Annotated in this window: 20 protein-coding genes; 5 read left to right on the top strand and 15 right to left on the bottom strand. The window is 72.0% G+C overall.

Going from position 1 to position 23,002, the window contains the following annotated elements; all coding sequences use genetic code 11:
• Positions 1 to 16 precede the first annotated feature (16 nt).
• The 10 genes from A6A29_RS31615 to hisD form a co-directional block, all read right to left on the bottom strand.
• Positions 17 to 2,896, bottom strand: a complete 2,880-nt coding sequence (locus A6A29_RS31615) for a helix-turn-helix transcriptional regulator (RefSeq protein WP_241838732.1) — start codon at positions 2,894 to 2,896, stop codon at positions 17 to 19.
• Positions 2,897 to 3,201: 305 nt separating this feature from the next.
• The gene (gene bdeA, locus A6A29_RS31610; protein ID WP_073725329.1) at positions 3,202 to 4,134 is read right to left on the bottom strand and encodes a bis(hydroxyethyl) terephthalate hydrolase; all 933 of its coding nucleotides are present in this window, start codon (positions 4,132 to 4,134) and stop codon (positions 3,202 to 3,204) included.
• 189 nt (positions 4,135 to 4,323) lie between these two features.
• A complete protein-coding gene (hisF, locus tag A6A29_RS31605) occupies positions 4,324 to 5,079 on the bottom strand; it encodes an imidazole glycerol phosphate synthase subunit HisF (protein ID WP_073725327.1) in 756 nt (251 codons plus the stop codon).
• Positions 5,076 to 5,474: a RidA family protein gene (locus tag A6A29_RS31600; protein ID WP_073725325.1), complete on the bottom strand. Its 399-nt coding sequence runs from the start codon at positions 5,472 to 5,474 to the stop codon at positions 5,076 to 5,078. The genes hisF and A6A29_RS31600 overlap by 4 nt, the downstream gene beginning before the upstream one ends.
• Positions 5,471 to 6,196, bottom strand: a complete 726-nt coding sequence (priA, locus tag A6A29_RS31595) for a bifunctional 1-(5-phosphoribosyl)-5-((5-phosphoribosylamino)methylideneamino)imidazole-4-carboxamide isomerase/phosphoribosylanthranilate isomerase PriA (protein ID WP_073725323.1) — start codon at positions 6,194 to 6,196, stop codon at positions 5,471 to 5,473. The genes A6A29_RS31600 and priA overlap by 4 nt, the downstream gene beginning before the upstream one ends.
• Positions 6,196 to 6,837, bottom strand: coding sequence for an imidazole glycerol phosphate synthase subunit HisH (gene hisH / locus A6A29_RS31590; RefSeq protein WP_073725321.1), 642 nt, complete (start codon positions 6,835 to 6,837; stop codon positions 6,196 to 6,198). The genes priA and hisH overlap by 1 nt, the downstream gene beginning before the upstream one ends.
• Positions 6,838 to 6,847: 10 nt before the next feature.
• Complete coding sequence (locus tag A6A29_RS46005) at positions 6,848 to 7,015, bottom strand: hypothetical protein (RefSeq protein WP_198953409.1); 168 nt, start codon at positions 7,013 to 7,015, stop codon at positions 6,848 to 6,850.
• Positions 7,012 to 7,608: an imidazoleglycerol-phosphate dehydratase HisB gene (gene hisB, locus A6A29_RS31585; RefSeq protein ID WP_073725319.1), complete on the bottom strand. Its 597-nt coding sequence runs from the start codon at positions 7,606 to 7,608 to the stop codon at positions 7,012 to 7,014. The genes A6A29_RS46005 and hisB overlap by 4 nt, the downstream gene beginning before the upstream one ends.
• Positions 7,605 to 8,777, bottom strand: coding sequence for a histidinol-phosphate transaminase (locus A6A29_RS31580; RefSeq protein ID WP_073725317.1), 1,173 nt, complete (start codon positions 8,775 to 8,777; stop codon positions 7,605 to 7,607). The genes hisB and A6A29_RS31580 overlap by 4 nt, the downstream gene beginning before the upstream one ends.
• Positions 8,774 to 10,105, bottom strand: a complete 1,332-nt coding sequence (gene hisD / locus A6A29_RS31575) for a histidinol dehydrogenase (protein WP_073725315.1) — start codon at positions 10,103 to 10,105, stop codon at positions 8,774 to 8,776. Before hisD ends, A6A29_RS31580 begins: the two co-directional genes overlap by 4 nt.
• 147 nt (positions 10,106 to 10,252) lie before the next feature.
• Here hisD and A6A29_RS31570 point away from each other — a divergent pair, with 147 nt between their 5' ends.
• The 4 genes from A6A29_RS31570 (at position 10,253) to ybaK (ending at position 14,408) form a co-directional block, all read left to right on the top strand.
• A complete protein-coding gene (locus A6A29_RS31570; RefSeq protein ID WP_073725313.1) occupies positions 10,253 to 11,854 on the top strand; it encodes an oxidoreductase in 1,602 nt (533 codons plus the stop codon).
• A 222-nt stretch (positions 11,855 to 12,076) separates the two neighbouring features.
• A complete protein-coding gene (locus tag A6A29_RS31565) occupies positions 12,077 to 13,117 on the top strand; it encodes a hypothetical protein (RefSeq protein WP_073725311.1) in 1,041 nt (346 codons plus the stop codon).
• Positions 13,118 to 13,122: 5 nt separating this feature from the next.
• Positions 13,123 to 13,875: an LON peptidase substrate-binding domain-containing protein gene (locus A6A29_RS31560; protein ID WP_073725309.1), complete on the top strand. Its 753-nt coding sequence runs from the start codon at positions 13,123 to 13,125 to the stop codon at positions 13,873 to 13,875.
• Positions 13,876 to 13,904: 29 nt separating this feature from the next.
• Positions 13,905 to 14,408 (top strand): Cys-tRNA(Pro) deacylase, encoded by a 504-nt coding sequence (gene ybaK / locus A6A29_RS31555; RefSeq protein WP_073725307.1) that lies wholly within the window; start codon positions 13,905 to 13,907, stop codon positions 14,406 to 14,408.
• A 302-nt stretch (positions 14,409 to 14,710) separates the two neighbouring features.
• Here ybaK and A6A29_RS31550 read toward each other — a convergent pair whose 3' ends face one another.
• The 4 genes from A6A29_RS31550 to A6A29_RS31535 form a co-directional block, all read right to left on the bottom strand.
• A complete protein-coding gene (locus A6A29_RS31550; RefSeq protein WP_073725305.1) occupies positions 14,711 to 15,394 on the bottom strand; it encodes an ABC transporter permease in 684 nt (227 codons plus the stop codon).
• A gap of 128 nt (positions 15,395 to 15,522) precedes the next feature.
• On the bottom strand, positions 15,523 to 16,365 hold the full coding sequence (locus A6A29_RS31545; RefSeq protein WP_073725303.1) for an ABC transporter permease: 843 nt from the start codon (positions 16,363 to 16,365) through the stop codon (positions 15,523 to 15,525).
• A 94-nt stretch (positions 16,366 to 16,459) separates the two neighbouring features.
• On the bottom strand, positions 16,460 to 17,443 hold the full coding sequence (locus tag A6A29_RS31540) for an ABC transporter ATP-binding protein (RefSeq protein ID WP_073725301.1): 984 nt from the start codon (positions 17,441 to 17,443) through the stop codon (positions 16,460 to 16,462).
• A 138-nt stretch (positions 17,444 to 17,581) separates the two neighbouring features.
• Entirely contained in the window at positions 17,582 to 18,835 is a 1,254-nt protein-coding gene (locus A6A29_RS31535) for an NYN domain-containing protein (protein ID WP_073725299.1), read from the bottom strand.
• Positions 18,836 to 19,060: 225 nt separating this feature from the next.
• On the opposite strand from A6A29_RS31535, the gene A6A29_RS31530 reads away from it, so the two are divergent.
• On the top strand, positions 19,061 to 19,252 hold the full coding sequence (locus A6A29_RS31530) for a hypothetical protein (protein WP_073725297.1): 192 nt from the start codon (positions 19,061 to 19,063) through the stop codon (positions 19,250 to 19,252).
• Between the two features lie 123 nt (positions 19,253 to 19,375).
• On the opposite strand, the gene dnaE is transcribed toward A6A29_RS31530, so the two are convergent.
• Positions 19,376 to 22,915 carry a DNA polymerase III subunit alpha gene (gene dnaE, locus A6A29_RS31525; RefSeq protein ID WP_073725295.1) on the bottom strand — a complete coding sequence of 1,180 codons (3,540 nt, stop codon included), beginning with the start codon at positions 22,913 to 22,915 and terminating at the stop codon, positions 19,376 to 19,378.
• Positions 22,916 to 23,002: the final 87 nt, after the last annotated feature.

Here is a 23,002-nt window from a genome sequence, read left to right as displayed (position 1 = left end):
ACCGCCCGGTCGGTACCTAGAGGTCTGCGGGATACTTCTCATCACGGTCCGGCAACCTCCCGGACACATGAGGGACTTCCGGCCGGCTACCGGTGAACAGCCGGGCCAGTTCGGTCCGGGAGCGGATGCCCAGCGCGGCGAAGACATTGCGCAGATGGTGGTCGACGGTCCGGTGGCTCAGGGAGAGCCGCTCCGCCACTTCGCGGTTGGTGGCGCCCTCGGCCACACAGCGGGCGATGCGCCGCTGCTGCGGGGTGAGCCCGGCCGACGGCCCGGCCCCTCCGGTCGCCGGTGCGTCCACCGCCTCCCCCGCCGCCCGCAGTTCCCCGCCCGCCCGGACCGCCCAGGCGCGTGCGGAGCAGCGTTCGAAGGCGACGAGGGCGTCGCGCAGCGGGCCACGTGCCTCCCTGGTACGGCGTCGGCGGCGCAGCCACTGCCCGTACAGCAGCTGGGTACGGGCCCGTTCGAAGCCGCCGTCGGCCCGGTCGTGGTGGGCCAGGGCTTCCGCGTACCGGGCGGCGGCCTCCTCCGGAGGTGCCAGCAGGGCCCGGCAGCGGGCGAGCTGGGCGGGGGCCTGCGGGTCGGCGGTGGTCGCGCTCCACCGCGCGAACTCCGCGACGGCCGCGGCGAGTCCGGCCGCCGTGGCACCGTCGCCGTCGTCGGCGGCCCGCCCGGAGAGCACGGCCGCCTCGATGTAGCAGGGAACGGCGAGCATCCGGGCGGCGAAGTGGCCCTGGTGCGGTCCCGGCCGCACCAGGGGCGCGAGCCGGGCCGCCGCCTCACCGGGGCGCCCGCAGGCCAGGTCGGCGCGGGCGACCGCCCAGGTGGCGAGGGTCACCGCCTGGGCGAGCCCGTGCGGCCCCGCCGCGGCCAGGGCGGCGTCGTGGTGGGCGGCGCAGACCTCCGCGGGGCCCTCCACCGACGCGGCGAGGGCCAGCACGGCGTGCAGGTGGGCGGAGGCGTTGGGCTGTCCGGTACGGCGCGCGGCGTGCAGGCCCTCCAGCGCGTGGGCGCGGGCCCCGGCGTGCCGTCCGGCCCGCAGTTCGGCGTAGGCGAGGTGTTCCAGGGCGCGCGGCAGCAGCTCCTCGGGCCCCTTCGTGCGTACGGCGGCGAGCGCCCGCGCCCCCGCCCGGCAGGCGGCGTCGACCTCGCCGAGCACCAGGGCCGAGACTCCGGCCCGCAGCAGGGCGGGCGGGTCCTCGGTGCGGTCGGCAAAGGCGAGGCACCGGCGCAGCAGGGCATGTCCTTCGGCGGTACGTGAGCCCAGTACGGCACACATTCCGGCGCGGTACCGGTCCAGGGCGCGGTCGGGTGACGCGAGGGGGATGCGGTGCATCGCGTCCAGGTAGGCGCGGGCGTCGCCCGTCGCCCAGGCGGCCTCGGCCGCGCCGAGCAGGGCGTCGAGGGTGCGGCGGGGGTCGTGCGGGGCGAGCAGCGCGGCCGCGGCGAGGAGCGCTTCCCTGGCGTCGGCCGCGGGTCCGGCGCGCAGGGCGAGCATGCCGTGCACATAGGGGGCCAGGCCGCCTTCCGGAGTGCCGGCCGGACCGCGGCGGGCCAGCAGCGCGCGGGTCCGGGCCGGGTCGCCCGCGAGCCTGGCGTGGTCGGCGGCTTCGGCGAACCGCGCGGCGCGCAGGGTGGCGTCGGTGGAGAGCACGGCCGCGCGGACCAGCGCGGCGGACCGTTCGGCGGGCGGGCACGGGGCGACGGCCGCGGCCGCCAGCAGCCCGGCGAGCGCGGCGTCGGGGCCCGGGGCGGCGCAGGCCCGCTGGACGAGCGCGGGCAGCGGCGGCCCCTGCGGCGAGGCACCCGCGAGCAGCCTGGCGAGCAGGTCGTGCGCGGCGCGGCGGTGGTCCGGCGGCGCGTGGCGCAGGACGGCGCGGCCCAGCAGCGGGTGGCGGAAGTGGACGCGGCTTCCCACGCGTTGGAGTGCGCTCACGGTGCCGGCGGGCCCGAACAGCGCACGGTCCGCCACCGCGGGGGCCAGGCCCGCCCGGCTGCCCGCCCGCAGCAGCAGGGCGGTGTCCGCCCCGGTGCCCTCGGGTTCGTGTTCCTGGGCCGCCGCGGCGAGCAGCAGCAGGGTGCGGGTGTCGGGCGGGAGTCCGTCGAGGTGGGCGGCGTGGTCGGCCAGCACGCTCTCGCCGCCGGGCAGCGGGTAGGGCAACGGGGTGCGTCCGGTCAGCTGGTCGGGGGTGAGACGGCCCGCGAGTCCGGCGAGCAGCCGCGGGTTTCCGGCCGCTTCCCGCAGCAGCTCGCTCCGTACGACCGGGTCGGGCTCACCGGCGTGGGCGGTGAGCCGGTCCAGGAGCGCCGAGGCCGCGTCCTCGTCGAGGGGTCCGAGCCGGACGGCGGGCAGTCCGGCGAAGCAGGTGTCCGCAGCGGCACCGGTCTCGTCGACGGCACCGATCCCGTCGACGGCGGTGATCAGCACGGCGACCCGGCTGCCCGCACCGAGTCTGCGGGCCGCGAAGGCGAGGGCGGCCCGCGAGGCGGGGTCCCAGGTATGGGCGTCGTCCACGCAGACCAACAACGGTCGTTCGGCGCCGAGTTCCCGCAGCAGGGCGAGCAGTGCGCCAGGGGTGATGCCGTTGCGGAGTACGAGGTCGGGCGGTACGGGCAGGGGGCCCGGCGCGGAACAGAGCAGGGCGTGCAGCCCGCTGTGCGGCAGATGGCGTTCGCCGGGGGCCGCGGCGGCCTGGAGCAGGTGCCCCGCACCGCGGTCCCGGTGGGCGGCGGTGGCCTGCCGCAGGAGGGCGGTGCGGCCGAGGCCCGGGGGCGCGGTCAGTGCGAGCGCACCGCCGTCGCCCCGGTGCAGCCGGGTCAACAGGGTTTCCAGGATGGCGAGTTCACCGCTTCGGCCGTACAGCCGGGGCGGACTGTGCACGGTCGATGGGGTCACACCCGCACGTTACTTCCGCGTAACGAGTCCCGGAAGGTCCACGTCCGCCGGCCCGTCCGGGGCGGCCCGGTGCGGTGCGGACTCACAGGGCGGAGGCGGGGGCGCTGTGCACGGGCACACACGGGGAAGGGCCGGAAGCTCACCCGTGGAAGGGCCGGGGCACACGCATGGAAGGGCCGGGAGCGCACGCGCGGAGGAGCCGGGGGCACACGCGCGGTGGGACTGGGAGCACCTGCACGGAGGGCCGGGAGCGCACGCGTGGAAGGGCCGGACCGTCCGCTCCGGTCCGGCCCCTCTCCCCCCGACTACGAGGTGTGCGGGCAGTTGCCCCGGTATTCGGCGATGGTCAGGCTCGCCTGCGGGATCGGGCAGAGGAACCGCTCGTAGCGGGTGTCATTGTCGATGAAGCGCTTCAGCCACGAAATGCTGTACTTGGCGATCGTGGTGTTGGAGCTGTTCGGGGTGAAGTGCGTGGCGCCCCGCAGCTCCAGGTACGCCTTGTCCAGCGAGCCGGGCAGCGACCCGTAGAACGGCTCGGAGTGGGTGGCGACGGGGGCGATCGTGTCGCCGTCGGCTCCCACCACCAGGGTGGGGGTGCGCAGTTCGGGCCAGGTGGTGTCGAGGTTCCAGCCGGTCAGCGGGATCGCCGCCTTGAGCGTGGTACGGCTCTTCGCGGCCTCCAGTGTGCCGCCGCCGCCCATGGAGTGGCCCATCACCCCGAGCCGGGTGGCGTCGACCCGGCCGCGCACCGCGCTGTTCTCGGTCACGTAGTCGAGAGCCGCGAGGAGTTGACGGCCACGGCTGTCGGGCTGGTCCAGCGTGGTGTTGGTGTCGATGGTGAAGACGACGAAGCCCTGCGAGGCCAGGCGCGGGCCCAGCCAGGCGATGGAGGACTGGTAGGCGGTGAAGCCGGGCGAGATGACGACCGCGCCGAAGGTGCCGTCGGCGGTGGACGTCGGGTAGTAGATGGTGCCGCCGCCGAAGCCGCTGACGCTCAGCGAGGAGACCGAGGTCTGCGAGGTGGCGTAGGAGCCGCGGCTCGCCTCGATGCTGGAGACGGTCGGTGCCGGTCCGCGCTCGTAGGGGTTGTCGGCGGCGGCCTGGGCGCCGGGGACCAGCGCGGTCATCAGACCCGCGGTCGCGGCCGCGGCGGCCAGCATGCCCTTGAGGGTACGGGAGCGGCTCTTGGCCGTCCGGTGGCGCGGGGAGGTGTCGCCGGAGGGGAGGTGCTGCTGCACGAGGGGGGTCCTCTCGGTTGTGGCGGAACCACACCGCACGGGGACCGAGAACCCGTCGTCCGGGGCTGTCGGGGTGCACCGCGTGGGAGCCGCCGTTGTTCGTTGGCGGTCGTCACTTTCGCGGTGCACCCCTGGGGTGCGCATCGGCGAGATCGCCGGTCCTGTCGACCGGTCCTCTCACCGCTTCTGTCAGCGGACCGGGTGCCCGGCTTCCCGCAGAGCGCTTTTGACCTCGGAGATGCGCAGGTCACCGAAGTGGAAGACGGACGCGGCGAGCACCGCGTCGGCGCCCGCCTCGACGGCCGGCGCGAAGTCCGCGAGCCGGCCGGCGCCACCGGAGGCGATGACGGGGACGGTGACGTGTGCGCGTACCGCCGTGATCATCTCGGTGTCGTAGCCGTCCTTGGTGCCGTCGGCGTCCATCGAGTTGAGCAGGATCTCTCCGGCGCCCAGCTCGGCGGCCCGGTGCGCCCATTCCACGGCGTCGATGCCGGTGCCCCTGCGACCGCCGTGCGTGGTGACCTCGAAGGTGCCCTGCGCGGTGCGCCGGGCGTCGACGGAGAGCACGAGCACCTGGCGCCCGAAGCGTTCGGCGATCTCGCGGATCAGGTCGGGGCGGGCGATGGCGGCGGTGTTGACGCCGACCTTGTCGGCCCCGGCGCGCAGCAGCTTGTCGACGTCGTCCGGGGTGCGGACGCCGCCGCCGACGGTGAGCGGGATGAAGACCTGCTCGGCGGTGCGGCGCACCACGTCGTAGGTCGTCTCGCGGTCGCCGCTGGAGGCGGTGATGTCGAGGAAGGTCAGCTCGTCGGCGCCCTCGGCGTCGTACAGCTTGGCCATCTCGACGGGGTCACCGGCGTCGCGCAGGTTCTGGAAGTTGACGCCCTTGACGACCCGGCCGTTGTCGACGTCCAGGCAGGGGATGACGCGTACCGCGAGGGTCACCGCGCACCTGCCCGGTAGGCCTCGACCTCGACCTCGACGACCAGGCTGGGATCGACGAAGCCGGACACGATGAGCATGGACGCGGCGGGGCGTACGGCGTCGAACAGCTCCTTGTGGGCGCGGCCGACGTCGTCCACGTCGCGGGCGTGGGTGAGGTACATCCGGGTACGGACGACGTCCTCGCGGCCGAGGCCCGCCGCCTTCAGCGCCTCGAACGCGACCTCGAAGGAGGTGAGGGTCTGCTCGTACGGGCTGCCCGCCGAGATCTGGCCGTTGACCACGGAGGTGCAGCCGGACACCAGGACCAGGCCGCCCGGCAGCTCCACGGCGCGGGAGTAGCCGAACTTCTCCTCCCACGGGGAGTCCGAGGCGAAGCGGCGTACGGAGTCGCTCATGCCGAGACCGCCTTCAGCGCCTCTTCCAGGGTGAACGCCTCGGCGTACAGCGCCTTGCCGACGATCGCGCCCTCGACGCCGTCCGGGACGAGCGCGGAGATGGCCCGCAGGTCGTCCAGCGAGGAGACGCCGCCGGAGGCGACGACGGGCTTGTCGGTGGCGGCGCACACGTTCTTCAGGAGTTCCAGGTTGGGGCCCTGGAGGGTGCCGTCCTTGGCGATGTCGGTGACGACGTAGCGGGCGCAGCCCTCGGAGTCGAGGCGGGCGAGCGTCTCGTAGAGGTCGCCGCCGTCGCGGGTCCAGCCGCGGCCGCGCAGCGTCGTGCCGCGTACGTCCAGGCCGACCGCGATCTTGTCGCCGTGCTCGGCGATGACCTTGGCGACCCACTCGGGGGTCTCCAGGGCGGCGGTGCCGAGGTTGACCCGGCGGCAGCCGGTGGCGAGGGCCGCGGCGAGCGAGGCGTCGTCGCGGATGCCGCCGGACAGCTCGACCTTGATGTCCATGGCGCCGGCCACTTCGGCGATCAGCTTCCGGTTGTCGCCCGTGCCGAAGGCGGCGTCCAGGTCGACGAGGTGCAGCCACTCGGCACCGGCGCGCTGCCAGGCGAGGGCGGCCTCCAGCGGGGAGCCGTAGGAGGTCTCGGAGCCGGACTCACCGTGGACGAGGCGGACGGCCCGGCCGTCGCGGACGTCGACGGCGGGGAGCAGTTCAAGCTTCGGCATTACAGCGTCTCGATCCAGTTGGTCAGCAGCTGGGCGCCGGCATCGCCGGACTTCTCGGGGTGGAACTGGGTGGCCCACAGCGCGCCGTTCTCCACGGCGGCCACGAACCGTTCGCCGTGCGTGGCCCACGTGACCCTGGGGGCGCGGATCTTGGCGTTGGTGACTTCGAGGGACCAGTCGTGCGCGGCGTAGGAGTGCACGAAGTAGTACCGGGCGTCGGCGTCGAGACCGGCGAAGAGCCGGGAGCCCTCGGGTGCCTCGACGGTGTTCCAGCCCATGTGCGGTACGACGTCGGCCTTGAGCGGGCCGACGGTGCCGGGCCACTCGTCCAGGCCCTCCGTCTCCACACCGTGCTCGATGCCGCGCTCGAACAGGATCTGCATGCCGACGCAGATGCCCATGACGGGCCGTCCGCCGGAGAGCCGGCGGCCGATGATCCAGTCGCCGCGGGCCCGCTTCAGCCCGTCCATGCAGGCGGAGAAGGCACCGACGCCGGGCACCAGCAGCCCGTCGGCGTTCATCGCCCGGTCGAAGTCGCGGGTGATCTCGACGTCCGCGCCGACGTGGGCCAGGGCCCGCTCGGCGGAACGGACGTTGCCGAAGCCGTAGTCGAAGACGACGACCTTCTTGTTGTCGCTCACAGCTCGTTCCTCAGTCCCAGAGTCCCTGGATCCGCAGAATGCCTGCCAGCAGGCACATCACGGAGCCGATCGAGAGCAGGACGATGACGCCCTTGGGCATGCCCTGCTTCGCGAAGGAGTAGACGCCACCGGCCAGGAAGAGGCCGACGACGATCAGGATGGTGTTGAGGCCGGTCACAGCGCGCCCTTCGTGGAGGGGAGGATTCCGGCGGCGCGCGGATCATGCTCGCTGGCATAGCGCAGGGCGCGGGCGAGTGCCTTGAACTGGCACTCGACGATGTGGTGGGCGTTGCGCCCGTACGGTACGTGGACGTGCAGGGCGATCTGCGCCTGGGCGACGAAGGACTCCAGGATGTGCCGGGTCATCGTCGTGTCGTACTCGCCGATCATCGGCGCCATCTTCTCGGGCTCGGTGTGCACCAGGTAGGGGCGGCCGGAGAGGTCGACGGTGACCTGGGCGAGCGACTCGTCCAGCGGGACGGTGCAGTTGCCGAAGCGGTAGATGCCGACCTTGTCGCCGAGCGCCTGCTTGAAGGCGGCGCCGAGGGCGAGGGCGGTGTCCTCGATGGTGTGGTGGCTGTCGATGTGCAGGTCACCGTCGGTCTTGACCGTGAGGTCGAACAGGCCGTGGCGGCCGAGCTGGTCGAGCATGTGGTCGTAGAAGCCGACTCCGGTGGCGACATCGACCTTGCCGGTGCCGTCGAGGTTGATCTCGACGAGCACGGATGTTTCCTTCGTGGTGCGTTCCACGCGGCCTACGCGGGGGCTCATGCGTCGTGCTCCTTCTTCATTTCGCGCACCGCATCGAGGAACGCGTCGTTCTCTGCCGGGGTGCCCGCGGAGACCCGCAGCCATCCCGGTACGCCGTTGTCCCGGACCAGGACGCCCCGGTCGAGGATCTGCTGCCAGGCGGTGTGGCTGTCGGCGAAGCGGCCGAACTGGACGAAGTTGGCGTCCGAGTCGGTCACGTCGAAACCGAGCGCGCGCAGTTCGTCCACGATCCGGTCGCGCTCGCTCTTGAGCCGGCCGACGTACCCCAGCAGCGTATCGGTGTGCTCCAGGGCGGCGAGCGCGGTGGCCTGGGTGATGGAGGACAGGTGGTACGGCAGCCGCACCAGCTGGACGGCGTCGACCACCGCCGGGTCGGCCGCGAGGTAGCCCAGGCGCAGTCCGGCGGCGCCGAACGCCTTGGACATCGTGCGCGAGAGGACCAGGTTGCGGCGGCCCTCGATCAGCGGGAGCAGCGAGGGGTGGTGGCTGAACTCGCCGTACGCCTCGTCGACGACGACCATCGAGGGCCCGGCCGCCTGGGCCGCCTCGTACAGCGCGAGGACGGTGCCGGCGTCGACGGCGGTGCCGGTGGGGTTGTTGGGAGAGGTGATGAAGACGACGTCGGGGCGGTGCTCGGCGATGGCCTCGCGGGCCGCCGCGACGTCGATGGTGAAGTCCTCGTTGCGGGGGCCGGAGATCCAGCCGGTGCCGGTGCCGCGCGAGATGAGGGCGTGCATCGAGTACGAGGGCTCGAAGCCGATGGCCGTACGCCCCGGTCCGCCGAAGGTCTGCAGCAGCTGCTGGAGGACCTCGTTGGAGCCGTTGGCCGCCCAGACGTTGGCGAAGCCGACCTCGTGCCCGGCGGTGCGGGTGAGGTAGCGGGCCAGCTCGGTACGGAGCTCGACGGCGTCCCGGTCCGGGTAGCGGTTGAGGTCGCGGGCGGCCTCGCGCACGCGCTCGGCGATCCGGTCGACGAGGGCCTCGGGCAGCGGGTAGGGATTCTCGTTGGTGTTCAGCCGGACCGGTACGTCGAGCTGGGGCGCCCCGTACGGCGACTGGCCCCGCAGCTCGTCGCGGATCGGGAGCGCGTCCCAGGCGTTGCCGGTGGTGCTGTTGCTGTTGCTGTTGCTGTTGCTGTTGCTGTTGCTGTTGGAGCGGTCGTTCGTCACTGCTGCGGAACCTTCCAGCCGAACCGTGCCTTGAGCGCGGCGCCGTGGGCGGGGAGGTCCTCCGCCTCGGCGAGGGTCACGACATGGTGGGTGACCTCGGCGAGCGCGTCGCGCGTGTAGTCGACGATGTGGATGCCGCGCAGGAAGGACTGCACGGACAGGCCCGAGGAGTGGCAGGCGCAGCCGCCGGTGGGCAGGACGTGGTTGGAGCCCGCGCAGTAGTCGCCCAGGGAGACCGGGGACCACGGGCCGACGAAGATCGCTCCGGCGTTGCGGACCCGGTCGGCGACGGCCGCGGCGTCCGCCGTCTGGATCTCCAGGTGCTCGGCGCCGTAGGCGTCGACGACCTTGAGGCCGTCGTCGAGGCCGGAGACCAGGACGATCGCGGACTGACGGCCGGCCAGGGCGGGCCCGATCCGGTCCGTGACGTGCTTGGACGCGGCGACCTGCAAGGCCAGCTCGGCCTCGGTGGCGGCGGCCAGCTCCGCGGAGTCGGTGACGAGGACGGCGGCGGCCATCGGGTCGTGCTCGGCCTGGCTGATCAGGTCGGCGGCCACGTGCGCCGGGTCGGCGGTGGCGTCGGCGAGGATCGCGATCTCGGTGGGGCCCGCCTCGGCGTCGATGCCGATACGCCCCTTGAGCAGGCGCTTGGCGGCGGCGACGTAGATGTTGCCGGGGCCGGTGACCAGGTTGACGGGAGCGCAGCCGCCCGGTTCCGGGGTCCCGTACGCGAACATCGCGATGGCCTGGGCGCCGCCCGCCGCGTACACCTCGTCGACGCCGAGCAGGGCGCAGGCGGCGAGGATGGTGGGGTGCGGCAGTCCGCCGAAGTCCTTCTGCGGCGGGGAGGCGACGGCGATGCCCTCGACGCCCGCTTCCTGGGCGGGCACGACGTTCATGACGACGGACGAGGGGTAGACCGAGCGGCCGCCGGGGACGTACAGCCCGACCCGCTCGACCGGGACCCACTTCTCGGTGACCGTGCCGCCGGGGACGACCTGGGTGGTGTGCGTGGTGCGGCGCTGCTCGCGGTGGACCAGGCGGGCGCGGCGGATCGACTCCTCCAGCGCGGCGCGAACGGCCGGATCGAGCCCCTCCAGCGCGGCGGTGATGGCGGCGGCCGGTACCCGGATCGAGTCGATCCGTACACCGTCGAACTTTTCTCCCCATTCGATCACTGCCGCGGAGCCACGATGGCGTACGTCCTCGCAGATGGGCCGCACCGTCTCCAGGGCGGCTTCCACGTCGAACTCGGCACGGGGCAGCAGGTCGCGCAGGGCGGCACCCTCGGGAAGGGCTTCGCCGCGCAGATCGATTCGAGAGATCACACCGCAATTCTCGCAGACCGCCCCGGACGCCCGGTCGCCCGTATCACTGGCTGATACCAGCCACGTCTGTCACTGCTGACCATTAGCGTTCACGCCGTCACACAGCGGGAAGAACAGTTGTACGGCATGTGCACAGAGGGGACGGCAGTGACCGAGCCGCAGGATGGCGAAATCCCGGACGGCCTCAGCGCAGCGGAGCTGGGCATGTGGCAATCCTTCCGTAACGGAACCACCTACGATCTGCGCACCCATGACCCGGCGCGCGACGATCCTTTCGCACCGCACATCTGGGGACCCGAGCGGAGCGTCGGCGCGCGCACGGTGGCGCGGCTGCTGCTGAGCGGGCCGCCCGCGCGGCCGGGCCGGGTGGCCGCGCTGAAGCTCCGGGGCGTCAGGATCACCGGAAAGCTGGACCTGGCGGGCGGCCGGGTTGCTCCGTACGTGGAGCTGACGGGCTGCCGGTTCGAGCAGGAAGTGGTGCTGCCCGAGTGCCACTTCACGACCTTGCGGATGGTCGGCTGCGCGCTGCCGAGACTGGAGGCGGCCCGGCTGCACACGGAGGGCGATCTGCATCTGCCGCGCTGCCGCGTCGAGCGCGGCATCCGGCTCACCGATGCCCAGATCGGTACCGATCTGCTGATCAACCAGATCAGCGTCGGCGCCGACCGGCGCGGCCGCGCACTGGTCGGGGACGGGATGAGCGTCGCGCAGGACCTCCAGGCGGAGATGGTCGAGACCCACGGCGAGCTGAGCCTGCGCGGGGCGAAGGTGGGCGGTTCGCTGAGCCTGCGGGGCAGCCGGCTGCGCGCCAAGGACGGGCGGCGGGCCCTGAACGCCCCGCAGCTGACCGTGGAGCGCACGCTCTACATGACCGAGGCGTGGGTGAGCGTCGACACCGGGAACCAGGGCACCACTCCCCCGTACGGCATCGTGTTCGGCCCCACCCCGGCGCGGGGGACCCGGGCGCAGATCTTCGAGTGCCGGGGGGCGGTACGGCTGGACGACGGGCGTTTCGGAGACGCGGTGGACCTGCACAAGGCGCGGTTCGTGCTGTCCCGGCACGAGGAGCTGTCGCTGCGCAGGATCGTCACGCCCGAACTGCGGTTCAACGCGGAGCGCCCGGAGGAGGGCCGGGTCGTACTGAACGGCGCGAAGGTGGTCACGCTGATCGATGTGTCGTCCAGCTGGCCGGGCCCGGGCGGTCTGGCGATGGGCGGTTTCGTCTACGAGAACCTCGTCCCGTACGGGCACTTCCCGCTCTCCCGGCGGCTGGAGTGGGTGCTGGCGGCGACCCCGGAGTACGTCCCGGAGCCGTACGAGCGGCTCGCCGCGGTCCTGCGCAGCTGCGGCGAGGACGCGGACGCCCGTGAGGTGCTGCTCGCCAAGCAGCGGCGCCGCCGGGAGACGCTGCCGCTCGCCGCCAAGCTGTGGGGTTACCTCCAGGACTGGACGGTGGCGTACGGCTACCGGCCGGGCCGGGCCGCGGTGTGGATGGCGGTGCTGTGGGCGGCGGGTGCGGTGGCCTTCGCGCAGTACGAACCGCCGGCGATCAAGGGCGACGAGCATCCGCAGTGGAACGCCGCGCTGTACGCCCTCGATCTGCTGGTGCCGGTGATCAACCTCGGCCAGGACGGTTACTGGCGGATGGAGGGCGGCTGGCAGTGGTCGGCGGCCGCTCTCGTACTGCTTGGGTGGATATTGGCCACCACGGTGGCGGCGGGCGCCTCCCGGCTGCTGCGCCGCGGCTGATACCGGGGCGGCGCGGACCGGGCGGAATCCCTTCGGACAGTGCGGTCGAACGGGTTGCCGAAGTGCGACCGAAGTGACGAACGGGGTCGGCGGGAAAAGGCAGAATCAAGCCAGTCACACCCTTTTCTTTTGCTCTTTCTTGACCGGCCCCGGTACAACCCATTCACTCGGCACAGAAGCTTCACAGCGCACCCCTGGCGCCGCCCTCACCAGCGCTTTTCAATGGTCTGCACCATGCCATTGCTTCGCGCTCTGCTCAGTACCGCGCGCAGGTTCCGGCACAGCCCCCGGCTGTCCGCCGGACTGCCCGCGGACGACGCGGTGCTGCTCGACGCCCCCGACGAGCGGCTCTCCCCCGCGCTGGTGGCCGCTGCCCTGGGGGAGTACGAACCCGCCGCCAAACTCCTGGCCACCACCCGCGACGGCGCCGAGTGGGAGGACCGCGACCGGTATCTCGGCCGCCTCGTCACGTTCGCCCACAGCCGGGAGGGCTGGCTCATCGACTGGCTGGCCGCCGCCCCGCGCGACCCGGACGCCCTGCTCGTCAAGGCCCAGCTGGCCGTCCACCGGGCGTGGGAGTCGCCCGCCAGGGCCGAGCGGCTGCGCGAGGTCGGCCCCCTGATCACCGCGGCGGCCGACGCCGACCCGCGCGATCCGGTGCCCTGGCGGCTCGCCCTCGACCACGCCCGCGGCACACACGCCACGCACACCGCGTTCGAGGCCCTGTGGGAGCAGGCCGTACGCCGCTCCGCGCACCACTACGGCTGCCACGTCGCGGCGCTCCGGTACCTCTCCGCCGCCTGGTACGGCTCGCACCGCGAGTGCTTCGACTTCGCCGAGCAGGCCGCCGAGGACGCCCTGCCCGGCTCACTGGTGCAGGCGCTGCCCGTGCGGGCCGCCTTCGCGCTGCTGCTCGACACACAGCTCGCCGGGCGGACCACCTCCGTACTGGAGGAGCGGATCGACACGGCGGCCGATCTGGCGATCAGGCTCTCCGCCTCCTACCGCGCGGGCGACCCGTGGCCCGCGGAGGTCCGCAACCTCCTCGCGTACGTCCTGGTGGCCAGGGGCCGCTGGGCGGAGGCACTGGAACAGTTCGAGCTGATCGGGCCCCACTCGACGTCGTTCCCGTGGTCCTCGGTGTCCGACGACGCCCTGGGCCATTTCCTCGACGCGAGGGACCGCGCACGGCTCCGGGTGGCCTCCGCGACCCCTTTGCGGAACCGGGCAGGCCGCGCCCGGCCGCGCGGCCATTACGCTTGACCGTTGTGACCACCGCCCGCCTGCCTCTCTTTCCGCTCAACGCGGTGCTGTTCCCCGGCCTCGTGCTGCCGCTCAACGTCTTCGAGGAGCGTTATCGCGCCATGATGCGCGAGCTGCTGAAGACCGACGAGGACGAACCGCGGCGCTTCGTCGTGGTCGCGATCCGCGACGGCCGCGAGATCGCCCCGACGGCCACCGGTATGCCGGACACGGTCGCCGCGGCACCCGTCATGCAGCGCGCCCCGGCCGAGGGCTTCGGCCCCGACCCGATCCAGACCTTCCACCGGGTCGGCTGCGTCGCCGACGCGGCGACGATCCGCGAGCGCTCCGACGGCAGCTTCGAGGTCCTGGCCACCGGCACCACCCGGGTCAAGCTGCTCTCCGTCGACGCCGACGGCCCCTATCTGACGGCCGAGGTGGAAGTGCTGGACGAGGAGGCGAAGGACGACGAGGCCGGTGCGCTGGCCGAGGGCGTCCTGCGGGCCTTCCGCGCCTACCAGAAGCGGCTGGCCGGAGCGAGCGAACGCTCCCTGACGACGGGCGCGGACCTGCCGGACGACCCGTCCGTGGTCTCGTACCTGGTCGCGGCGGCGGCCGTCCTCGACGTCCCGACGAAACAGCGGCTGCTCCAGGCACCGGACACGGCGACCCGGCTGCGCGAGGAGCTGACGCTCCTGCGGAAGGAGACCGCGGTCATCCGGCACCTGCCGTCGCTGCCCGCGGTGGAACTGACCCGCGCCCCCACACACCCGAACTGAGCCCCTCACCGAACAAGGACCCCTGCCCGGTGGCGAAGAAGTCGAAGAAGCAGCAGTCCGGCGGCACCCCCGCCACGGTCGCCCTGACCGCGGCGGGCACCGCCTTCACGGTGCACGCCTACGACCACGACCCTGCCTCCCCCTCCTACGGGGAGGAGGCCGCCGAGGCCCTCGGCGTCTCCCCCGACCGGGTGTTCAAGACCCTGGTGGCCGACGTGGACGGCGAACTGACCGTCGCGGTCGTCCCGGTCGCCGGCTCCCTGGACCTGAAGGCCCTGGCCTCGGCAGTGGGCGGCAAGCGCGCGGCGATGGCCGACCCCGCATCGGCCGAACGCACGACCGGCTACGTCCGGGGCGGCATCTCCCCCCTGGGCCAGCGCAAGAGGCTCCGCACGGTACTGGACGCATCGGCACGGTCCCACCCCACCATCTGCGTCTCGGCGGGCCGCCGGGGCCTGGAGGTCGAACTCTCCGCAACGGACCTGGCAACCCTGACGAACGCGACATTCGCCAACATCGCCCGAGCAACGTAACCCCCACACCCCCAACGCCCGTCCAGAGCTCTTCAAGCCCGTCCAGCGCACTCTTCAGGCCCCTCCAGAGCGCTCCTCAAGCCCCTCCGGCGCTCTTTCAAGCCCCTCCGGCACTCTTCAAGCCCGTCCAGCGCTCTTTCAAGCCCCTCCGGCGATTGAGGAGCGGGGTCCGGGGCAGCGCCCCGAGTCTTCAGCCCGTCCGGCGCTTGAGGACACCGGGGCCCGGGGCAGCGCCCCGGTTTCGGGAAGGGGCGGGTAGGGGACAAGCCCGCCGCAGGCGCCCCACCCCCACCGCCACCCCGCTAGGACGACACCGCCCCCGCCCCACCCCCCGGCACGGCCCCGCCCCCCGGCCCCACTCCCCCGTAAGGAACACCCCACTCCGGCTCAGGATCCCGCGGCCCGAACACCGCCGTCAGCCCCAAGTGCACGACCATCGCCGCGATCGGCCACGCCAGCACCGCCCCCACCGCGTGCAGCTCCAGCGGCGCGTCGAAGACCACGCCCTTGCCGACCTCCCGCGCATGGGCGACCACATCCGACGTGGGCCCGAACCAGACGCCGATGCGCCACGCCAGCAGGGAGCCGAGCAGCCCGCCGAGCGCCAGCCCCACGACCAGCCAGATGCCCCCGCGGCGGCGGAAGAGGACCACGGCCGCAGCGGTCACCGCCCCGAACACGAGCGCGAGCAGCACAAACGTTCCGTCTGCCCCGATCGCCTCCTCGCCCTCGCTGTCCTTGAGGAAGACGGCCGTGTCGTCGGAGATCAGCGGCACCCGCGGCGCCAGCCACAGCCACAGCAGCCCGAGCACGAGGCCGGTGAGGGCCACGAGCACCATGATCACGGCGGCGGGACGGAGCTCCGCCGCCGGATGCGTGGCGTCGTCCGGCGACTCGTGGCCGGGCGCGGGATGGGAACCCGCCGGCGGAGTCTGCCAGGGATCGTGGGACGGAGGCTGGTGAGGCGGCGTCAAAGGTGCGTTCACTCAGCCATCGTGCCAGGCGCCCCTGTGCGGCGCCTCACCGGACCGCCGACGCACCGCACCGCACCCGCACCCCAGCCGCACCGCACCCGCACCGCAGTCGAACGGCCACCGCACCCGCACCCGAACGGCTACCGCACCGCCGCACGGCGGTACGCCCACGTCGCGACGGCCAGCGACAGCACGCCCACGACCGCGCAGACGGCGAGATCGAGCGCGACGACCGCCCAGTCCGGCCGGGCGTCGAAGGATCGGGCCAGCGCCTCGACCCCGTACGTCGACGGCAGCAGATCACGCGCCCACCCCACCGGCTCCGGCATCCGGTCGGCCGGCAGCACCCCCAGCAGCAACGCGGCGGACATGCCCAGCTGCCCGAGCAGTGTGGCCAGTTCCTGGCGCGGCGCCAGGAGGCCGAACGCGGCCCCCAGACCCGCCAGCGCCGCCCCGGCGAGCGGGATCACGGCGACGAGGACCCACAGATGCGTCATCGGCAGTTGGAAGAGGATGCTGCCCGTGATGGCCGTGAAGAGCGTGCCGGGCACGGTGAAGGAGGCGTACGCCCCGGCCGCGCCCAGCACCACCGCGGCGGGCGGCACCGGCAGCGTGGCGTAGTGGTCGAGGCCGCCGCCGGCCTTGAGCTGCCCGAAGTACTGGGCCAGCAGGTTCAGCGCGACGAACGCCACGACCAGCACGCTGGATCCGGCGACGACGGCACGGGCCTCGGAGCCGCCGTCGACGACTCCGCGCATCAGGATCATGATCCCGACGGACTGGAAGGTCGCCACGAACAGCAGCGGAATCCGGGCGACCCGCGCCCGGGAGAGCTGGGCGCGGTAGACGGCGGCCAGCGAGGGCAGCAGCCGGGCGCGCGGCGCGAGCGGCGCCGGAAGGGTGCGGGGCGGGCCGGAGGGGCCGTGCGCCGTCCTCTCCCGAACGTGCGCGGGCACCGCCTCGGCGGGAACGATGCTCGTCACCTGGGGCCGCTCCCCTTCACCACGCGCGCCCTCACGTGCACCCGCCCCCGGCCCTGTACGCCCCACGCGTCTCCGCGCACCCGTCCGTGGATGTTCACGCCTTCACCAGTCCCTCGTTCGCCCTGGCCGCATCCCCGCCGAGGGCCAGATAGACATCCTCCAGGCTGGGCGTGGCCAGGGTGAAATCGTCGAGCGCGGCGAAGGCCGCGCCACCGGTCACCGCGGCGACCGCGGCCCGTGCCTCGTCCGGTCCCAGCCGCAGCACCCAGCGCCGGCCGGACTCCTGCGCCGAGGCCCGCAGCGCGGCGACCTCCGGGACGTCCAGCGGTGCCCGCTCGCGCCACACCAGCTCGACGCGGACCTCCCCGGCCACCTGTTCCTTGAGCCCGGCGGGGGTGTCGCAGGCGATGACCTTGCCGCGTTCGAGGACGGCGACCCGGTCGAGGACGGTCTCGGCCTCGATCACGTTGTGGGTGACCAGCAGCACCGTGGCGCCGCGCTCGGCCCTGCGCCGGTCGACGGCGGCCCAGACGGCCCGCCGGGCGACGGGGTCCATGCCGGTCGTCGGCTCGTCCAGGACCAGGACGGGGCGGTCCCCGACCAGGGTGGCGGCGAAGCAGGCGAGCCTGCGCTGTCCGCCGGAGAGCTTCTTCAGGGGGCGCCCGGCGAGTTCGGTGAGCCCCAGTTCCTCCAGTACGGCGTCGCGCTCGGCGCGGGCCTCGCGTACGGGGAGGCCGCGCAGCCGACCGGTGGTCTCCGCGGCGAGGGAGACGGTCAGTTCGTCCAGGGCGGTGGATTCCTGCCCGAGGTAGCCGATGAGCCGGGAGGCCCGCTCCGGGTGGCGTACGAGATCGTGTCCCAGCACTTCGACGCTGCCGGAGTCGGGACGCATCAGCCCGGTGAGCTGCCGGACCAGGGTGGACTTGCCCGCGCCGTTGGGACCGAGCAGGCCGAAGATCTCCCCGCGCCCCACATCGAGGCTGATTCCGTCGGTGGCGCGCACCTCGGGGGTGGCGGGCGCGCCGCGTCGGCCCCGGACCGCGGGATGGGTCTTGACCAGATCACGCACCGCGCACACGGTTCCGCCGGCCCTCTGCGCCTGTGCTGTGCCCGTACTCACGAGGTATGAGGGTACGGGGTCGGATGCCCCGGACCGCGTCCGGGGCCGCAACCCGGGCGGCCCGGAAGGGTGTGGCCGATTCCGGCCGCAGGACGGCTACTCCACCGTGGGTACGTGCTCCGCCGCGGCCCGTACGTCGATCTCGCGCCAGAACCCGGCCCGGATGGCATAGCGGTCGTGCTCGTCGATCTGGTCGTCCTTGTGGGCGAGAAGTCCGAAGCGTGCCGCGTACCGCAGCAGCTCGCCGTCGATACGGTGCGGGATGCGCGGGTACATGGTGGACAGCTTCTGCAGGTGCACGGTCTCCGGCAGCCGTTCCATCCAGCGCCGGGCGAAGACCTGGCCCACTTCGAAGGGGTCGCCGCCGACGGTGGTGATGTCCTCCTCCCGGTCCGCCCAGCGCTGTTCGGCGCTGGTGAGCTGGGCCAGGGTCGGCAGGGACGCGGTCTCCGGCGGTTCGCCGAGCGGTCCGCCGCGCTCCACCCACCCCTTGTCCGAGGACCAGCGCAGGGTCGCGTTGGCGGGCGGCGGCGCGGGATGCCGGTCGGCGTGCGCGCCGGGGGCACGGAGGGCGGCCAGGTCCTTGGGGGTGGGAACGCTCTTGTGACCGGGGGCGGGCGGCGCGTCGGCGGTGGCCTCACCGGCCGGTGCCGGGGTGCCGTTGCGGGCGGCGGCCTGGGCCTCCGAGGCACGCTCGGCGGACGCGGCGAGGGCCGCCTCCGGCAGCGGAGCGGACAGGATCGCCTGGATCTCGGGGCGCGGGACGGGCGGCGGGGCGCAGATGCCGCCGGTCTCCTTGGCCCGTACGGCCTTGGTGATCCAGGCCCGGTCGAGCACACGGCGTTCGTCGGCCTCGGCGACCAGGTCCTCGGACTGGTTGTAGTCGCCGTCGGCGGCCTGGACGGCCCACAGGTGGACGGCGACGCCGTGTTCCTTGGCGGACATCAGGCCGGGCAGCAGGTCGCCGTCACCGGTCACCAGGACCACGTCGGAACAGGCCCGGTTTCTGGCCAGTTCGGTGAGCTCGGCGTGCATGGCGGCGTCGACGCCCTTCTGCGCCCACCGTCCGTCACTGCGGGTGAGGGCGCCCAGCCGTACGGTCACCCGGGGCATCACCCGGAGTCTGCGGTGCTCCGGCTGCGGTACCCGGTCGGGGGCGCCGTCGAACCAGTAGATCCGGAGCAGGGGCTGTTCCGTATCGATTTCTGCGCGTTCCCGCAGCCCCTGGATCAGGGCCGTGTGGTCGACGGTGATGCGGGAACGGGCGGGCTCTCCGGCCAGCAGACTCGCGGCTGCGCCCAGCAAGTAGCCGGCGTCCACCAGGACGACGCAACGGTCCACGCGTTCCACCCTCTTCCAGGAATTCGGGAACGGGTTTACTCAGGGTTTCCTTCGAGTCTGCCCGACCGTGCGGGGGTTAACGTCCGGAACTCGATCATCGGCGTGGCGGATCCAGAAATCGGTCGACTGCGGATACTGCTACGCACGGTAATGATCCAACATGCGGCCTTTACGGTGCTATGTGAGTCTGACAGCGGTCCTGGCCCACAGGATTCCCCACAGGAGGCATTCACCATGGCCAAGCACAAGAACCGCAAGCAGGGCAGCCATCACGATCGCGCGTCCGCCTCGGAGCGCGGCGAGGAGCAGGCCAAGTCGACGGCTTTCGAGTCCCAGAACGAGAACGAGAACCAGTCTCAGTCGCAGGCCCAGGGCAGCCCCGCCGATGTCGCGCGCAAGCACCAGCGGCGCTTCGGCCACAACTGACCGGTCGCTTCCGGTCCGGCCGCAGGGCTGTAGACCGAGAGGGGCGCCCCGCGGCCGCGGGGCGCCCCTCTCGTCGTTCGCCGGTGGCGGCCGTCGGTCCGCCGCTCGCCGCTGGTAGTCCCGTCAGCCCGCCAGGCAGGACGGGCCGAGCAGCACCTTCAGGTCGCCGAAGAGCGCCGGGTCGGGCTTGACCCGGTGCCGGTCGAGCCGGAGCACCGTGGTCTTGCGGGGTCCCTGGAGCTTGATGCGTACCTCGGTGTCGCCCCGGTGGCTGCTCAGGACCTCCCCGAGCCGGCTGACCATGGGCGGGGTGATCTTCACCGTGGGGATGGTGAGGACGACCGGGGCGTTGGTCCCGGCGTGGGAAATGTCGGGGACCTGCATCTCCATGGCGACCAGGCGCGGCACGTCCTCGCGCTTGTCCAGGCGGCCCTTGACGAAGACGACGGTGTCCTCGACGAGCTGGGTGGAGACCAGCTGGTAGGTGGCCGGGAAGAACATGCACTCGATGGAGCCCGCGAGGTCCTCCACGGTGGCGATGGCCCAGGCGTTGCCCTGCTTGGTCATCTTGCGCTGGAGGCCGGAGATGATGCCGCCGACAGTCACGATGGCACCGTCCCCGTGCTCCCCGCCGGTCAGCTGGGAGATCGAGGCGTCGGCCTTGTCGGACAGGACGTGCTCCAGGCCGAAGAGCGGGTGGTCGGAGACGTACAGTCCGAGCATTTCGCGTTCCTGCGCGAGCAGGTAGGACTTCTCCCACTCGATGTCGGAGAACTCCACGTCCAGCCCGAAGCCGGGCTCGTCGCTCTCCTCGCCGCCGCCGCCGCCGAAGAGGTCGAACTGTCCCTCGGCCTCCTTGCGCTTGACCTGCACCACGTTGTCGATCATCGGCTCGTGGTGGGCGACGAGGCCCTTGCGGGTGTGGCCCATCTCGTCGAAGGCCCCGGCCTTGATGAGTGATTCCACGGTGCGCTTGTTGCAGACGACCGCTTCGACCTTGTCGAGGAAGTCGGGGAAGGTGCTGTACTTCCCCTTCGCCTTGCGGCTGCGGATGATCGAGTCGACGACGTTCTGGCCGACGTTGCGCACGGCGGTCAGCCCGAAGAGGATCACGTCGTCACCCTGGGCGGCGAAGTTGGACAGCGACTCGTTGACGTTGGGCGGCAGCACCTTGATGCCCATGCGGCGGCACTCGTTCAGATAGACCGCGGACTTGTCCTTGTCGTCCTTGACCGAGGTCAGCAGGGCCGCCATGTACTCGGCGGGATAGTTCGCCTTGAGGTACGCGGTCCAGTAGGTGACCAGGCCGTACGCGGAGGAGTGCGCCTTGTTGAACGCGTATCCGGCGAACGGCACCAGGACGTCCCACAGCGCCTTGATCGCCGCGTCGGAGAAGCCGTTCTTCTTGGCGCCGGCCTCGAAGAGGACGAAGTTCTTCGCCAGCTCGTCGGGCTTCTTCTTACCCATCACGCGGCGCAGGATGTCGGCCTCGCCGAGCGAGTATCCGGCGACGATCTGGGCGGCCTTCTGCACCTGCTCCTGGTACACGATCAGGCCGTAGGTGAGGCCGAGGACCTCCTTGAGAGGCTCCTCCAGCTCCGGGTGGATCGGGGTGATCTCCTGGCGGGCGTTCTTGCGTTCCGCGTAGTTCGTGTGGGAGTTCATTCCCATCGGGCCCGGCCGGTAGAGGGCCGAGACGGCGGAAATGTCCTCGAAGTTGTCGGGCTGCATCTGGCGCAGCAGGGAGCGCATCGGGCCGCCGTCGAACTGGAAGACGCCCAGCGTGTCACCGCGGCACAGCAGCTCGTACGTCTTGGGGTCGTCCAGCGACAGGGCGAGCATCTCCAGCTCGATGCCCTTGTTGGACTTCACCATCTTGATGGCGTCGTCCATGATCGTCAGGTTGCGCAGGCCCAGGAAGTCCATCTTCAGCAGGCCGAGCGACTCGCACTGCGGGTAGTCCCACTGCGTGATGGTGACGCCGTCGGTGTGCCGGACCCAGACCGGGGCGTGGTCGACGATCGGCTCGCTGGACATGATCACGCCCGCGGCGTGCACGCCCATCTGCCGGACCAGGCCCTCGACGCCCTTCGCGGTGTCGATGACCTTCCGTACGTCCGGCTCGTTCTCGTACATCCCCCGGATCTCGCCCGCCTCGCTGTAGCGCGGGTGCTTGGGGTCGGTGATGCCGTTGAGGTCGATGCCCTTGCCGAGGACGTCGGCGGGCATGGCCTTGGTGAGCCGGTCGCCCATCGCGTACGGGTAGCCGAGGACACGGGCGGAGTCCTTGATGGCGTTCTTCGCCTTGATCTTGCCGTACGTGCCGATCATGGCGACCTTGTCGGCGCCGTACTTCTCGGTCACGTACCTGATCACTTCGACGCGCCTGCGCTCGTCGAAGTCGATGTCGACGTCGGGCATGGAGACACGCTCGGGGTTCAGGAACCGCTCGAAGATCAGCCCGTGCTCGATCGGGTCGAGGTCGGTGATGCCCATCGCGTACGCCACGATCGAACCGGCGGCGCTGCCTCGCCCGGGGCCGACCGCGATGCCGTTGTTCTTGGCCCACATGATGAAGTCGGCGACGACCAGGAAGTACCCCGGGAACCCCATCTGGATGATGACGTCCAGCTCGTACTCGACCTGCTTCTGCCGGTCGTCGGGGACACCGCCCGGGAAGCGGCGCTGCATGCCGACCCGGACCTCTTCCTGGAACCAGGTGACCTCGGTGAAACCGTCCGGGATCTCGAACTTCGGCATGAGGTTCTTCGCCTCGAACATGCCGGTGGTGTCGATCTGCTCCGCGACCAGGAGGGTGTTGGCGCAGCCCTCCTGCCAGGCGTCGGAGGAGTCGACGGCGTACATCTCGTCGGTCGTCTTGAGGTAGTAGCCGGTGCCGTCGAAGCGGAAGCGGTCCGGGTCCGAGAGGTTCTTGCCGGTCTGGATGCACAGCAGGGCGTCGTGCGCCGTGGCCTCGCTCGCATAGGTGTAGTGCGAGTCGTTCGTCACGAGCGGCGGGATGTTCAGCTTCTTGCCGACCGCGAGGAGCCCGTCACGGACCCGGCGCTCGATCTCGATGCCGTGATCCATCAGCTCCAGGAAGTACTTGCCCTCGCCGAAGATGTCCTTGTAGTCGGAGGCCGCCTGGACCGCCTCGTCGAACTGCCCGAGCCGCAGCCTGGTCTGCACCTCTCCGGAGGGGCACCCGGTGGACGCGATGAGACCCTCGGACCACTTCGCGATGGTCTCCTTGTCCATGCGCGGCCACTTCTGCAGCCAGCCCTCGGCGTACGCGTCCGAGGAGAGCCGGAACAGGTTGTGCAGCCCGGTCCTGTTCGACGCCCAGATCGTCTTGTGGGTGTACCCACCGGATCCGGACACGTCGTCGCGCTTCTGGTGCGGCTGTCCCCACTGCACCTTGCGCTTGTGCTTGCGCGACTCCGGGGCGACGTACGCCTCGATGCCGATGATCGGCGTCACACCCGCCTTGGTCGCGGAGTGGAAGAAGTCGTACGCCCCGTGCAGATTGCCGTGGTCCGTCATCGCGATGTGCGACATGCCCATCTCGTTGCACGCCTCGAACATGTCCTTGAGCCGCGCGGCACCGTCCAGCAGCGAGTACTGGGTGTGGACGTGAAGGTGCGTGAAGGGCGGCTTGGTCACGGCGTCGGGCCTCCGGGAGAACTGGGGATGACGGACTGGGGGGACAGCGTGGAAGTCTACGTCCTGGTGGTGACGGACGAGGGGCAC

The sequence above is a fragment of the Streptomyces sp. TSRI0281 genome (assembly GCF_001905125.1).
Lineage (GTDB): Bacteria > Actinomycetota > Actinomycetes > Streptomycetales > Streptomycetaceae > Streptomyces.
The sequence above is the reverse complement of the archived record's forward strand: the minus strand, read 5'-3'. Positions and strand labels throughout refer to the sequence as shown.